The organism is Formosimonas limnophila (genome assembly GCF_014652675.1).
Taxonomy (GTDB): domain Bacteria; phylum Pseudomonadota; class Gammaproteobacteria; order Burkholderiales; family Burkholderiaceae; genus Hydromonas; species Hydromonas limnophila.
This window is the reverse complement of record NZ_BMZG01000006.1, coordinates 14,560-28,022: the sequence shown is the minus strand read 5'-3', so window position 1 is coordinate 28,022 and position 13,463 is coordinate 14,560. Positions and strand designations below refer to the sequence as shown.

The window sequence follows — 13,463 nt, the reverse complement described above, 5'->3', positions numbered from 1 at the left end:
CACGCAGGACGCAAAAGATTATTCTACAAGAAAGGTAATGTTTGTAAAATTGTTTAGTAGTTTTGGCTTTTACAGGTGAAATCATTGTTTGAAAAATTAGTGCCAAAGTAGATGGGTTGGATAGTTTTAAAGCGAAGTGATGCGTTACCAAAGACACAGTAAAAACGCATCGCCTCAAAAAATAAGGAAAAGCATGACAATTTTAGGTATCGCGGGCGTGCAAATGCCTGTATCGGCAATTGCAGACAATATTGATATGATGGAGCGATATGTCGCTCATGTGCGTAAACGCTTCCCTTGGGTCACCGTGATGGTGTTTTCTGAATTGTGCGTGTTTGGTTCTTCCCCAATTCATGCGCAACCGATGCCCGGTGAAGCTGAGCAGCGTTTGCAAGCGATTGCAGCAAAATACCGCATGTGGTTGATTCCTGGTTCAATGTTTGAAGAGCTTGATGGTCGAATCTACAATACCACCCCGATTATCAGCCCTGATGGTATTGTGGTTGATCGCTACCGCAAAATGTTTCCGTTTTATCCATATGAGCAGGGTATTTCAGCAGGTGATCGCTTTGTCGTGTTTGATATCCCAGAGGTTGGACGAATTGGTTTGTCTATTTGCTATGACATGTGGTTTCCTGAAACGACGCGTACTTTGGCGGCAATGGGTGCAGAGGTCATTATTCACCCGACCATGACCGATACGATAGACCGAGAAGTTGAGTTGGCCATGTGTCGCGCGGCGGCAGCACAAAATCAGGTGTATTTCTTTGACGTTAATGGCGTCGGTGATGGCGGTGTTGGTCAATCTTGCGTTGTGGATTGCTCGGGTTATGTCGTGCACCAAGCCTCTGTCATGCCCGAAATCATGGCTGTACAAGTCGATTTGGGCAAGGTGCGCCGTGAACGTGAGCAAGGTTTGCGTGGTTTGGGTCAAGTGCTCAAATCATTCCGTGAGCGTCCTGTCGAGTTCCACGTGTATGACCGAACGGCAAATGTTGATGGTTTTCTTCACACACTCGGCCCGCTCAAAAAACCAGGTCGTAACCTCAACGATGGTTTGAACGAGGAGCAAGAAGGCGATCCGATGAACAAAGCCATGGAAATCAGCGGCCCGATGGGTTGATGAATGACGCGCGCCATAGTTGACGCGCGTTTTTTATCATCAACGGCACTGGTGGCGGATCCGTTGATGATACATAAGAAAAAAAGCCAAACCCGAATCACACAAAATCACAACAACAGATACATCAAATCACACAGGAGTATCAACATGGCAAAGACCAAATCCCCCGCACTCTCGCTCAATCGTTACCGCAGCGTTTGGGAAATGCGTGATGACGGCTGGATTACCCTCACGGATTGTATGGGTCGCCTGGTGGAGCAAAAGCCAGACACCCTAGAGTTCGACAAGCAACTAGAGCAAGCCGCGTCGATTTTGATGTTGCTCGCACCGATTGAGCGTTTTTGGGCGTTTCCGGGTCGCCATTTGTTTGCAGAAATCATCCGCTGGTTTGAAGAGGCAGATTATATTCGTGCGCACAAAGCGGTGCGTCGCATCAATCGCATGTTGTCTGACAAAACTTATCGTCACCGTGAGTTCAACGTCGATGAAACGCCTGAATCGATTGACATCGTGGCCGAAGAAGAGCGCGAACGCGAAGCGCAAATGAGCAAGCCGTACTTTGAAGTTTTGGTGGTGGGTGATTTGACCGCCGATGAGCACGAAGCCTTGCGCCAACGAATCATCCGCTCGCGTCGCAATGATGATCAATTCATCTATGATGTGGTGGTCGCGCCGACGTTTGAGGACGCGATGATTGCCACGCTGTTTAACTTTAATTTGCAAGCGTGCATTATCCGCCACCAATTCCCATTCAAATCTGAGTATCAACTCGACTTCGTTCGCGAAATGCTCGCGGGCGTAGATGCTGACTTGGTTGAGCGTTTGCCTGAGTCTGAGCGAGGCATCATGTTGGGCAAGCAATTGCACAACTTGCGTCCCGAAATGGATTTGTATTTGGTCACAGACGTATCAGCGGCAGAAGTCGGTGCGAAAGTGGGTGAAGTCTTCAAACGCGTGTTTTTCCGTGATGAAGATGACACAGAGCTATATACGTCCATTCACCGTGGTGTGCATGAGCGTTTCCGCACGCCGTTTTTCAATGCGTTGAAAGAGTATTCAAAGCAACCCACAGGTGTGTTCCACGCCTTGCCGATTTCGCGTGCCAAGTCGATTATGAACTCGAACTGGATTCACGACATGGCTGAATTTTATGGTCTCAATGTCTTCATGGCTGAAACCTCTGCCACCAGCGGCGGTTTGGACTCATTGCTTGAACCTGTTGGTCCGCTCAAGCTCGCACAAGAGTACGCCGCGCGCGCATTTGGTGCTAAAAAGACATTTTTTGCAACGAATGGTACGTCTACTGCGAATAAAATCGTGGTTCAAGCGATTGTCAAACCCGACGACATCGTGATTGTTGATCGCAATTGCCACAAGTCACATCACTATGGCATGGTGCTTGCAGGCGCACACGTCGCGTATCTTGACTCGTACCCGCTCAATGAATACTCAATGTACGGCGCAGTACCGGTTAAAGAACTCAAGCGCACGCTGCTGCAATACAAAAAAGCAGGTACGCTCGATCGTGTGCGCATGATTTTGCTCACCAACTGTACATTTGACGGCGTTGTGTACAATGTTGAACGCGTGATGGAAGAGTGTTTGGCCATTAAACCGGACTTGGTGTTTTTGTGGGATGAGGCTTGGTTCGCGTTCGCACGATTCCACCCGACATACCGCCATCGCACGGCCATGGCGACGGCTGCGCAGCTCAAAGCCCGCTTCAAAGACCCTGAGTATTTGGCCAAATACGAAAAATTCGCCGCCACCATGACGGATGCGGATTGGGATGACGATGAAAAAGTGCTCAACACACGTCTGCTGCCTGACCCAGCCAAAGCCCGCGTGCGCGTGTACGCCACACACTCAACCCACAAAACACTAACCTCATTGCGTCAAGGCTCGATGATTCATGTGTGGGATCAAGACTTCAAGGACAAAACCGAAGAAGCCTTCCACGAAGCGTACATGACCCACACTTCAACGTCGCCGAATTACCAAATTTTGGCATCGCTGGACGTGGGTCGCCGTCAAGTGGAGCTTGAAGGCTACGAGCTGGTTCAACGTCAAATCGATCTTGCCATGACTTTGCGCGAGCGCATCGCTTCGCACCCGCTGCTCAAAAAATACTTCAGCTTCCTCAAAGTTGCCGACATGATTCCAGCGGAGTACCGTAGCTCAGGCGTTGACGCGTATTTCAGCGTCGAAAAGGGCTGGGCCAACATGGAAGCGGCGTGGGTTCAAGACGAGTTTGCGCTTGACCCGTCGCGCTTGACCCTTGCTATTGGCGCGACAGGCATTGATGGCGACACGTTCAAAAACAAATACTTAATGGATAAGTACGGTATTCAAATCAACAAAACCTCACGCAACTCTGTGTTGTTCATGACCAATATCGGCACGACGCGCTCCAGCGTGGCGTATTTGATTGAAGTGCTTGTGAAAATCGCCCAAGAAATTGACGAGCGTGTCGAAGACATGAGCGCGGTGGAAAAACGCATTCACGAACAACGCATCAAGTCGTTGACCGAAGACTTGCCGCCGTTGCCTGATTTCTCACGCTTTCACCCCGCGTTTCAACACAGCACCAAGCAATCACTGGTGAATCTGGAGAAAGAAGAGAAAAAAGGCACAGCCAAAACCGAAAAAGCGGCCAAAGGCAAATCCAAAGCAGACAAAATCCACGAAGCCATTATCACCCCCGATGGTAATATTCGCCGCCCATTCTTTTTATCGTATGACGAAGAGAACTGTGAATACTTCCACTTTGGCGCAATTAAAAAAGAAATCGCCAAAGGGCGTGACGTCGTCTCGGCGATGTTTGTGATTCCGTACCCACCAGGCTTTCCGATTCTCGTGCCTGGTCAAGTGGTTTCACAAGAAATCGTCGACTTCATGGAAGCACTCGACGTGAAAGAAATTCACGGCTATCGTCCAGAACTTGGATTCCGCGTGTTTACGGAAGCTGCTTTGCAGACGGTGATTCAGCCGGGTGAGTGATTGTTTTGATGAGGGTGGCTAAAGAAGGCTTATCCAACCCTAATTTTTATGATTTACGAGTAACGAGTTGTGAGTTTCAATAGGCTCCATAAGCCAATTAATGTAATGATTGATAAAGTGCAGTAACAATAACTAACCTTCGGTATCAGGAGACAACCATGCAAACCATCCGTAACGTTTCGGATTTGAATTTGTTTTTTCACCGCAATGAAAAGCCGATTTACTTCATCAGCGCGACGAACTTTAACCTGATGGGGATTGACCGTTGGGTGCGTCGGTTCCGTTATATCAATTACATTGATTGTTTTGATGGCCGTCATCCGAATGTGTTTGTGCCACCGAAACTGCCGCATGAAGAGTTTGAGTCGATTGAGGACATCAACAATTATTTGTTGCAACACAAAGCGGTGATTGATTACATCGAGCGCAATGGAGGTGATCCTGCGGCAGTGTTTCTCATGTTTGATGAAAAAACCGAGGAGTTGTGTCGCGAGTTGAATCTGGATTTGTGGTTTCCGTCGGCGGCATTGCGCACGCGCTGCGATAACAAGATGGAAACCGTGCGCATTGGTAACGCCGCTGGTGTGCCATCTGTGCCGAATGCTTTGGAAAAGGTAGATAGTTATGAGCACTTGATGAAAATTGCAGAGCATCATGGTTTGGGTCAGCACCTTGTAGTGCAAACGGCGTTTGGTGACTCAGGTCACACGACGTTTTTCATCAGTAACAAAGACGAGTTTGACAAACACGCCGATGACATCATTAAAGACCCAGAAGTTAAAATCATGAAGCGCATCAACTGCCGTGGCGCAACGCTTGAAGCGGTCGCGACGCGCTCAGGGACGCTGGTTGGTCCATTGCTCACCGAAGTGGTTGGTGCAGCAGAGCTCACGCCGTACAAAGGCGGCTGGTGTGGCAATGAAGTGTTTGCTGGTGCATTCTCCGAAGAGGTTCGTCAAAAAGCGCGTGAAATGGCGATGAAGTTCGGTGACCAACTGGTTAATGAGGGCTATCGTGGGTATTTTGATTTGGACTTCTTGATTGACAAAGACACCAACGAAGTCTATCTCGGCGAGCTTAACCCGCGCATTTGCGGCGCGTCACCGATGACGAACCACGCGGCGTTTGCGTATGCGGATGCGCCGTTGTTCTTGTTCCACTTGATGGAATTCTCGGGTGTGCCGTATGAACTGGATACGAAAACATTGAATGCACGCTGGGCCGAACCGTACTTCATCGACGGTTGGAGCCAAGTGGTCATCAAACATGTGGAAAACAGTGTGGATGTCGTCACCCACGCGCCACCATCGGGCATTTACCGCATGTCAGAGGATGGTGCAGTTTCATATCACCGCTTTGACTACAATCGCCAAGCGATTGACTCTGAGCGTGAAGCGTTCTTCCAGCGCATCACAGGCCCTGGCGACTACCGCTACGAAGGCGCGGATCTCGGTATTCTCATCACCCGTGGTCGTTCAATGAATGATGATTTCCGCTTGAATCTGCGTGCGCGCGATTGGATTGCAGGGATTAAGAAATACTACGGCGGTGCGCCAATTGTCGTCACGCCTGACACGTATGCGCCTGCACCAGGCTCGTTTAAGATTCTGTGATGGTATGATGTGGCTTTGAACCATCGTGGTGCGAGTGTGAATCTTGCCCCACGATGGAAAAAGAGCAACGCTACTTATCGTTGCTTATGCACCAAATTTAAATTAAAAAAGCGATTCATCGCTTTTGACCATCATCTATGGGCACATCCACCATACACTTTCGCGCCATGTCAGAAGACGCGCCATCTCACAAATGGCTCGCCCGCGCCCAGCATTTTTGGCCAGCCTATGAGCGCTGGTACGGTTGGGGTGGTCTGACTCGTCGCCCCAGCTATCTCGCATGTCGTCGCGCGATGCGCACACACATGCCTGAGCTGGTACCCATGTACGAGAAGCTCACCGAAATGCTCGGTGGCGAAGACGCGCAAGCGCGATTTCTCAGTCTGTGGACACCGCCACCGTTCATCGCGGGCTGCTCACAAGCGATTTGGCAAAATCCCAACCCATCTGTCAGCAGCACCAACAATGCGCTCCTTCGCAACTATGACTTTTCCCCCGCACTGCTCGAAGGCTCAATGTTTTCGACCAAATGGCACAATCAGCGCGTCATCGCCATGTCTGACTGCATCTGGGGGGTGCTCGATGGCATGAACGAGTCAGGCGTCGCCGTCTCTCTCTCGTTTGGTGGGCGCACCATCGTGGGTGAAGGCTTCGGTGTGCCTATCATTTTGCGCTATATTCTCGAGTTCGCCACCAGTGGACGAGAAGCCGTCGCCATGCTCAACCGCATTCCTTCACACATGAGCTACTCGGTCACCGTGTTAGACAAAACTGGCTTTAACGTCATCGTCCACCTTGCCCCTGATCGCGCACCCCAAGTCGTGACCGAAAAAGTGGTCACCAACTTTCAAGGCGAAGTCATGTGGCTCGCGCACGCCCGCGCCACACGCAGCGTCGAGCGACGCGACACACTCAATGCGTGTTTAAGTAATGGTGTTGATTTATCCACCATGACCAATGCCCTCATGCAACCACCCGTGTTCCAAACTTCATTTCACAGAGGTTATGGCACCTTGTACGGTGCGGTTTACATGCCAGAGCAAAATGAGATTGACTTCATCTGGCCATCGTATCGCTGGCATCAATCCGTGGATGCCTTTGACGAAGGAGAGATCAAAGTCAGCTACGGCACCACCTACCTCGACCAAATGTCCGGTGCTGAGAACGGAACCGTTACCATGCCCTCCGAGCGCATCGGCGCAGACGTCGCGTGGATGGATGATGTCGTGCAGCCACACGAAGTCGTCCGTCTTGAAGTCATCGCAGGTGCTGCGAAAGTGGCGTTTGTGCCGTGGGATAACGGTGGGTATGTTTGGGCGACGGTGTAATGCTGTTTACTGGCATTGTCCTAAGTGACATAGGGGGCTTATTTACCAAGCTTTATCAGCAAAGGCATCACATACAGATGCCTCCTACAAAATAAAAGATTAATGGTTAAATGAACGTGCTGCTAATCAAAGACAGCATAAGTCTTTGATTAAGCAATGATAAGGTCGACGCCCGGCCCTGTTTCATGACGTACTATGTTGAATTTTTTCGCTCAGGGTATTGCAATGCATAACTCGCCAAATACTTCGACTTCGTAGCCAAGCGTCTCGGTGACAAACTTTATTAAGGCTTCTCTTTTTGGGATCTGTGTGGGCATATAGTCTCCCCATACCTCAAGCAAAAGCGCAGGATGGTTGGATTGTTTAATCCATTTTCGCGCACCTTTTAGCACTTCTAACTCCAGCCCTTCTACATCGTCGGATGTTGTCGGACAACAAAAAACCCAGTAAACATTGATATTTACTGGGTTTCTGCACTTCTTTGGTTCTTATCGAATTTATCTGTGGTGGAGGCGGGGGGAATCGAACCCCCGTCCGCAAGCCCTCTATTGAGAGTTCTACATGCTTAGCTGGATTGTTTCAACTTTAGCGAGAGTCGCATCAACCCAGCTGACACTTGTCTCGCGATTGACCTTGGATTTAAACCGTATTTAAGTCACCCAAATACCGTCGATTCTTCGTAAATGACGCCATTATCTCAGCCAAAGACAACCGAGAACGGCGGCTAGCGAGCGATTAAGCTGCTAATGCGAACGTTTTATTGTTTGCGTTTAGTTTTTTCTGTTTGATTTACGAGGTGAACAGTCCTCGGCATGCCCTCTTCAACTTTGTAACCCACGTCGAAGCCAAGTCGCCCCCGTGTTTGTTGCGTTGAATCAGAAGCGCTAGTGTAACACATGCTGCTATTCGGTTGGTACAATGCTAAAAATAGCCACTACGAGAGTCAGAAATGCGAAGTATCCAAAAAAAATCCAAAGCACGTCCCACTAAACCACACCCGTTTTTCCAAAAGGTTACGCCCTTAGACAACCCTGAGACGGCCAAGCAACGTTTTCTCGAAAAGTTCAATGCGGGTTTATTCGAAGAAGCCCTTCAGATGGCTTTAGCCTTTATCAAAACATCACCCAACTTGGTTTATGGGTGGTCGGATGTTGTTGTCTGCTGCACGCGATTGGACTTATGGACTGAGGCGGTTCAAAGTGACTGATGAGCAAAAGCGATGGCCTGGGCCAATCTGGCGATTCGCCGCTTATGATGATCCCATCGTCGAGCGCGTAATTTTCCGAGATGCGGACTCAGTGATTTCAAAACGTGAGCCTGGTGCTGTCTCTGAGTGGATTGACAGCGGCAAAGCCTTTCACATGATGCGCGATGCGGGTAGCCACACGGAGCTGATTTTAGCAAGGTTGTGGGGCTGCGTGCGTGGTGCTCTGCTTTCGATGACTGAAAAAATTGCTGATTTTTTGACTCAACCATTGGCTTCGGTACACTTCGCGGATCAGTTCTTTTTGCGCGAATACATCTGGCCTTATGCATGGCGCAGTATCACCACACACGACTCGCTGTTTAACTTTTTTGGAGGGCAACCATTTCCAGAAGGCCCGCATCGCGTTGATTTCCATACGGGTTATGCAGAAGGCTCACCCATGTTCAGCAGTGCGGTGGATTTGCCTGATGGTGCTGTAATCACTTGGTCATTGTGGGATCAAAGGCAGACGCCAGCTCAAATGATTTGCCGCTATCCTGCAACGGTTCAAGCCAAGCAAATCAATGCGCACCTACCTGCACGCTATGCCAAGTTGATTAACCAAGGTTTGATTTTTAAAGTCGAGACGAGCGCATGAACCAACTCACTATCATCGGCTTAGGTGATGTGGCTCGACGGGCGTTATCACTGCTCAATGATTGGCAGGTGACCGCAACCACGAGAGCCATATTGGATTTGGATGAGGCCTGCAAAGATACAACGCTGTTTCATGCATTACCAACCGCTGACGCGGTTCTGTACACCGCTCCACCACCGAATACGGGCGAGACAGACACGCGTTTGACAGCCCTGCTGAGTTTTTGGCAAACAGATGCTGAGCGCCGACCCACACATCTGGTTTATATCAGCACTACTGGGGTTTATGGCGATTGCGGTGGCGCATGGGTTGATGAGTCGACACCACCGAATCCACAGAGCGCACGAGCCATTCGGCGTGTTGATGCGGAGCAGCAGTTGACTGATTTTGCCAAACAGCATTCGATGACACTGACGATACTGCGCGCACCTGGGATTTATGCATTAGAGCGTCTGCCACTGGCGCGTGTTTTGGCTGGTACCCCCATCTTAAAAGCAGAAGAAGACAGCTTTTCAAACCACATCCACGCTGATGATTTAGCAGCTGTGTGTGTCGTCGCCCTGCGTCAACTAAAGGGCATTTCAATCTACAATGTGTGCGATGATGAACCGCTGTCGATGGGGGACTGGTTCACCTTATTGAGTGAAGCGGCAGATTGGCCTGCACCACTACGAGTGACGCGCGAGGAAATCGCGCAAAAAGTCAGCGCCCAACTACTCAGCTTCATGCGCGAGTCTCGCCGCATCCGCAATGATGCGCTCAAGCGCGATTTAGGCATCGCCTTGAAATATCCATCCGCTCGACAATTTGTCACAGATCATCGCACAGCAATCTCATTACTTGTGGCCGAAATGCAAAAAACCTCGCTGTAACGCGAGGCTTTTTGCATTCAATCAAATATCAAACGCCTAGTGCTTTGAGGGCTGCCGCATAATCTGGCTCATCCGATACATTGTTGACCAATTCAGAGTGAATCACTTGACCTGATTCATCAACCACCACCACGCCACGAGCCAGTACACCAGCCAAAGGCCCTTCGGTGAGGGTCATGCCGTAATCTTGGCCAAACGTTGAGCGAAATGATGACAAGGTATGAACATTTTCAATGCCTTCTGCTGCACAAAAGCGAGTCAACGCAAACGGCAAATCCGCTGACACTGTGACCACATTGATGCCTGGGTGAGCGGCCACTTCTTGGTTAAACTTGCGAGTCGATGTTGCGCAAGTTGGCGTATCAATCGATGGGAAAATGCTGACAACCACTTTTTTACCAGCAAAGTCAGATAGTTTGACTTCACCCAACTGTGCATTAACGAGTGTGAATTCAGGCGCTTTAGCACCCACCGCAGGCAAATCGCCTGATGTATTGATGGGGTTGCCGCGCAATAATACCTGTGCCATAACTGTTCCTTTGTTGTGAATAATCAAAAACTACCTGTACATTATAGCCAAGCTTGTATGATTGTGCTGAGCTCTGCTTGAAGCGCAGCCGAGCATTTTTTTTGGCATAAACGGTTTATAATAGACACCTTAAAATCAGCCCCTAATTTTTGACGAGGATTCAACATCAACATGAGCTTCACTGCGACTGCACACAACCCATTGTTTGCCACGGCACCACAGGCATCACCAGAAGATATGGCAGCCATTGCGCAAGCAGGCTTTAAAACCGTCATCTGCAATCGCCCTGATTTTGAAGGTGGCAACGAGCAACCAACCATTGCTCAAATCGAACAAGCAGCTAAAGCAGCAGGACTCAACTTCATAGCCCAACCTTTCTCAGGTGCCGCGATGAACCAACAGACTGTTGAAGTGTTCGCAGAGCACGTGGCGCGTGCGGAAAAGCCGATTCTCGCCTACTGCCGCACAGGGACACGCTGTACGAATGTGTTTCAGGCTGCCGTTGCTTTGGGTTTGCTTGATGCACAAACCATGAACCAACCAGAATAAATGAAATGCCGTCGAGTACCGCTTGCTTCTTGTACGAAGTGAATCGATGTATTTTTATTCATCACACTGCTTTTTGAGGGGCTCCTTATGACCACTACTACACGCACCCACGACATCGTCATTGTCGGCGGCGGCTCTGGCGGCATTGCCTTGGCTGCGAGCTTATTGCGTCGTCAAGCGAATCTCGACATCGCCATTATCGAGCCATCCGATCAGCATTATTATCAACCTGCTTGGACTTTGGTCGGCGCGGGTGAGTTCGACGTGGCAAGCAGCGTCAAAACCATGCATGCGGTCATGCCCAATCCAGTCAAATGGATTAAATCGGCGGTCACCAGTTTTGCCCCTGACGAAAGCACATTGAGCTGTGAGAATGGTGAAGTGGTTCAGTACCAGCAGCTCATCGTGGCTGCGGGTCTTACACTACTTTGGGACGCCATTCCTGGACTGGTAGAAACGCTTGGGAAAAATGGCGTGACATCCAACTACCGCGCTGACCTTGCCCCATACACGTGGGAATGTGTTCAGGCCACACGCAGCGGCACGGCACTGTTCACGCAACCGATGGTGCCGATAAAATGTGCGGGTGCACCACAAAAAGCCCTTTACCTTTCAGCAGCACATTGGCAGAAAAAAGGCATTCTTGGCAACATCCACATTGAGTTTCACAATGCAGGGGGCGCGTTATTTTCTGTGCCTGATTTTATTCCGAACCTGCAAGCCCAGATGGCTTCGTACAGCGCTCAAGTTAATCTTGGCTCAACGTTGGTGGCTGTTGATGGTGTGGCAAAAAAAGCATGGTTTGAGTCCAAAGACGCTGACGGCAATGTTCAGCGTGTCGAAAAATCATTCGACATGCTGCACGTTGTGCCGCCTCAGAAGCCTCACAGATTTATTAAAGAAGGCCCATTGGCCAATGCTGATGGTTGGGTTGAGGTGGATAACGCCACATTGCAACACCCGCGCTTTGCCAATGTCTTCGGCCTCGGTGATTGCATGAGCGCACCGAACTCGAAAACAGCCGCCGCGATTCGCAAACAAGTGGTCATCCTCGCTGAAAACCTACTCGCCCTGCGTGCAGGCAAACCCATGCCCATGAAATACGATGGCTACAGTGCGTGCCCGATTACTGTCGGCCACCACAAACTCATCCTCGCAGAATTTGGCTACAACGGCGTGCTCATGCCCACCTTTGGTAAAGACCCCACACCACCCCGTGCCATCGGCTGGTACATGAAAAAATACTTGTTTCCATGGTTGTACTGGAATCTCATGCTCAAAGGACGCGAGTGGTTTGCTCGTCCCAAAAAACCAGCAGTCAAATAACCTTAACAGACGCTCATCAACAAACACATCATTTAAAGGACTTCAAAATGACAGACGCTACTCGCCAATTCATCGAAAAAACCATCACGGATCACCCCATTGTTTTGTTCATGAAAGGCACGGGTCAATTTCCCCAATGCGGCTTTTCAGGAAAAGCCATTCAATTGCTCAAAACGTGTGGCGCGACAGCCGTGGCCACCGTCAATGTTTTAGATGACGCAGACATTCGCCAAGGCATCAAGGATTACTCGCAATGGCCAACGATTCCTCAGCTATACATCAAAGGCGAATTCATCGGCGGCTCAGACATCATGAGCGAAATGTTTGAATCAGGTGAGTTACAAGAATTGGTTAAATCAACGCAAGAATAAGCTAACTTGATCTACAAAGCGAATGTGCCAGAGTGAACGCTCACTCTGGCACATTGTTCTTCTGGTTTGTCAATAAAATTCATCACGATGATACGCGTTGACGCAACCGTCTAAGCGTTCTCTATGTGACCTCAGGCTTTACCCACATACAGAACAATGTGGGTTTCGAGTCAATTGCCATGTTTGCCATTGCATCAATCGCGCATCCAATGTCAATAGTTTTCCTACCAGCGGCTCACCAATGCCGACGATGATTTTCAAAGCTTCGGCCGCTTGCATCGCGCCGATGATACCCACCAATGGCGCAAAAACCCCCAAGGTTGAACACGACTCATCGACGAAGTTTTGCTCTGCGGCAAACAAGCACGCATAACACGGCGACACAGACAATCGGGCATCAAACACCGAAATCTGCCCATCAAATCGAATCGCCGCACCTGACACCAGCGGTTTTTGTAACGCGACACAAGCGCGATTCACCGCATGGCGTGTGACAAAATTATCCGAGCAATCGAGTACAACATCAGCATCCACACAATGTGCCATGAGCCACGTATCATCAGCACGCTGCGCCACTGGCACGATAACGACCTCTGAGTTCAGTCGACTCAAAGCGGCTTTTGTGGCATCAACCTTCAAGCGTTCAATATCATCAGTACCGAATATAATTTGTCGTTGCAAGTTTGACAGAGCAACCCGATCATCATCCACAATCGTGATGCGCCCAACACCACTGGCTGCCAAATAGATCGCCGCTGGCGCACCCAAACCACCCGCACCGATGATGAGTGCATGAGCACTCATGAGTTTTTCTTGTCCTTCAATATCCATCTCCGCCAATTGTATGTGTCTGGCATAACGTAAAAGTTGTGTATCGTTCATTCTCATCGTCTTTGTGTGAGGCAGAA

Annotated in this window: 12 protein-coding genes and 1 other RNA gene; 10 read left to right on the top strand and 3 right to left on the bottom strand. The window is 49.7% G+C overall.

The genetic code is table 11. The features are described 5' to 3' along the window. The first annotated feature begins 193 nt into the window (after positions 1-193). From IE082_RS06400 to IE082_RS06385, 4 genes are all read left to right on the top strand, one after another. Positions 194-1,123, top strand: a complete 930-nt coding sequence (locus tag IE082_RS06400) for a carbon-nitrogen hydrolase family protein (RefSeq protein ID WP_189493092.1) — start codon at positions 194-196, stop codon at positions 1,121-1,123. Between the two features lie 147 nt (positions 1,124-1,270). Continuing rightward, positions 1,271-4,123: an aminotransferase class I/II-fold pyridoxal phosphate-dependent enzyme gene (locus IE082_RS06395; RefSeq protein ID WP_189493091.1), complete on the top strand. Its 2,853-nt coding sequence runs from the start codon at positions 1,271-1,273 to the stop codon at positions 4,121-4,123. 158 nt (positions 4,124-4,281) lie between these two features. Next, a complete protein-coding gene (locus IE082_RS06390; RefSeq protein WP_189493090.1) occupies positions 4,282-5,736 on the top strand; it encodes a biotin carboxylase in 1,455 nt (484 codons plus the stop codon). A gap of 137 nt (positions 5,737-5,873) precedes the next feature. Next, positions 5,874-7,064 (top strand): C45 family autoproteolytic acyltransferase/hydrolase, encoded by a 1,191-nt coding sequence (locus IE082_RS06385; protein WP_189493089.1) that lies wholly within the window; start codon positions 5,874-5,876, stop codon positions 7,062-7,064. A 504-nt stretch (positions 7,065-7,568) separates the two neighbouring features. Here IE082_RS06385 and ssrA read toward each other — a convergent pair. Further along, positions 7,569-7,922: a transfer-messenger RNA gene (gene ssrA / locus IE082_RS06380) on the bottom strand. Positions 7,923-8,013: 91 nt separating this feature from the next. Between ssrA and IE082_RS06375 the strand changes: the two genes are divergently transcribed. Genes IE082_RS06375 through IE082_RS06365 form a run of 3 tightly spaced genes read left to right on the top strand, consistent with a single transcriptional unit; the run spans position 8,014 to position 9,780 of the window. Continuing rightward, positions 8,014-8,271, top strand: a complete 258-nt coding sequence (locus tag IE082_RS06375; RefSeq protein ID WP_189493088.1) for a hypothetical protein — start codon at positions 8,014-8,016, stop codon at positions 8,269-8,271. After that, a complete protein-coding gene (locus tag IE082_RS06370; RefSeq protein WP_189493087.1) occupies positions 8,264-8,908 on the top strand; it encodes a hypothetical protein in 645 nt (214 codons plus the stop codon). The genes IE082_RS06375 and IE082_RS06370 overlap by 8 nt, the downstream gene beginning before the upstream one ends. After that, positions 8,905-9,780, top strand: a complete 876-nt coding sequence (locus IE082_RS06365) for an SDR family oxidoreductase (protein WP_189493086.1) — start codon at positions 8,905-8,907, stop codon at positions 9,778-9,780. Before IE082_RS06370 ends, IE082_RS06365 begins: the two co-directional genes overlap by 4 nt. A 28-nt stretch (positions 9,781-9,808) precedes the next feature. Here the strand turns inward: IE082_RS06365 and tpx are convergent, their stop codons facing one another. After that, positions 9,809-10,309 carry a thiol peroxidase gene (gene tpx, locus IE082_RS06360; protein ID WP_189493085.1) on the bottom strand — a complete coding sequence of 167 codons (501 nt, stop codon included), beginning with the start codon at positions 10,307-10,309 and terminating at the stop codon, positions 9,809-9,811. A 171-nt stretch (positions 10,310-10,480) separates the two neighbouring features. On the opposite strand from tpx, the gene IE082_RS06355 reads away from it, so the two are divergent. The 3 genes from IE082_RS06355 to grxD all read left to right on the top strand — a co-directional run bounded on the left by IE082_RS06355 (position 10,481) and on the right by grxD (position 12,555). Continuing rightward, positions 10,481-10,858, top strand: coding sequence for a protein tyrosine phosphatase family protein (locus IE082_RS06355; protein WP_189493084.1), 378 nt, complete (start codon positions 10,481-10,483; stop codon positions 10,856-10,858). An 87-nt stretch (positions 10,859-10,945) separates the two neighbouring features. Then, a complete protein-coding gene (locus tag IE082_RS06350; protein WP_189493083.1) occupies positions 10,946-12,184 on the top strand; it encodes an NAD(P)/FAD-dependent oxidoreductase in 1,239 nt (412 codons plus the stop codon). A 47-nt stretch (positions 12,185-12,231) separates the two neighbouring features. Further along, positions 12,232-12,555: a Grx4 family monothiol glutaredoxin gene (grxD, locus tag IE082_RS06345; RefSeq protein WP_189493082.1), complete on the top strand. Its 324-nt coding sequence runs from the start codon at positions 12,232-12,234 to the stop codon at positions 12,553-12,555. Between the two features lie 138 nt (positions 12,556-12,693). Here grxD and IE082_RS06340 read toward each other — a convergent pair whose 3' ends face one another. Then, entirely contained in the window at positions 12,694-13,437 is a 744-nt protein-coding gene (locus IE082_RS06340; protein WP_189493081.1) for a HesA/MoeB/ThiF family protein, read from the bottom strand. Positions 13,438-13,463 lie beyond the last annotated feature (26 nt).

Bases quoted from the DNA above. Each gene is read 5' to 3' on its own strand.
- IE082_RS06400 (WP_189493092.1), top strand. From the start codon at position 194: ATGACAATTTTAGGTATCGCGGGCGTGCAAATGCCTGTATCGGCAATT.
- IE082_RS06395 (WP_189493091.1), top strand. From the start codon at position 1,271: ATGGCAAAGACCAAATCCCCCGCACTCTCGCTCAATCGTTACCGCAGC.
- IE082_RS06390 (WP_189493090.1), top strand. From the start codon at position 4,282: ATGCAAACCATCCGTAACGTTTCGGATTTGAATTTGTTTTTTCACCGC.
- IE082_RS06385 (WP_189493089.1), top strand. From the start codon at position 5,874: ATGGGCACATCCACCATACACTTTCGCGCCATGTCAGAAGACGCGCCA.
- IE082_RS06375 (WP_189493088.1), top strand. From the start codon at position 8,014: ATGCGAAGTATCCAAAAAAAATCCAAAGCACGTCCCACTAAACCACAC.
- IE082_RS06365 (WP_189493086.1), top strand. From the start codon at position 8,905: ATGAACCAACTCACTATCATCGGCTTAGGTGATGTGGCTCGACGGGCG.
- tpx (WP_189493085.1), bottom strand. From the start codon at position 10,309: ATGGCACAGGTATTATTGCGCGGCAACCCCATCAATACATCAGGCGAT.
- IE082_RS06355 (WP_189493084.1), top strand. From the start codon at position 10,481: ATGAGCTTCACTGCGACTGCACACAACCCATTGTTTGCCACGGCACCA.
- IE082_RS06350 (WP_189493083.1), top strand. From the start codon at position 10,946: ATGACCACTACTACACGCACCCACGACATCGTCATTGTCGGCGGCGGC.
- grxD (WP_189493082.1), top strand. From the start codon at position 12,232: ATGACAGACGCTACTCGCCAATTCATCGAAAAAACCATCACGGATCAC.
- IE082_RS06340 (WP_189493081.1), bottom strand. From the start codon at position 13,437: ATGAACGATACACAACTTTTACGTTATGCCAGACACATACAATTGGCG.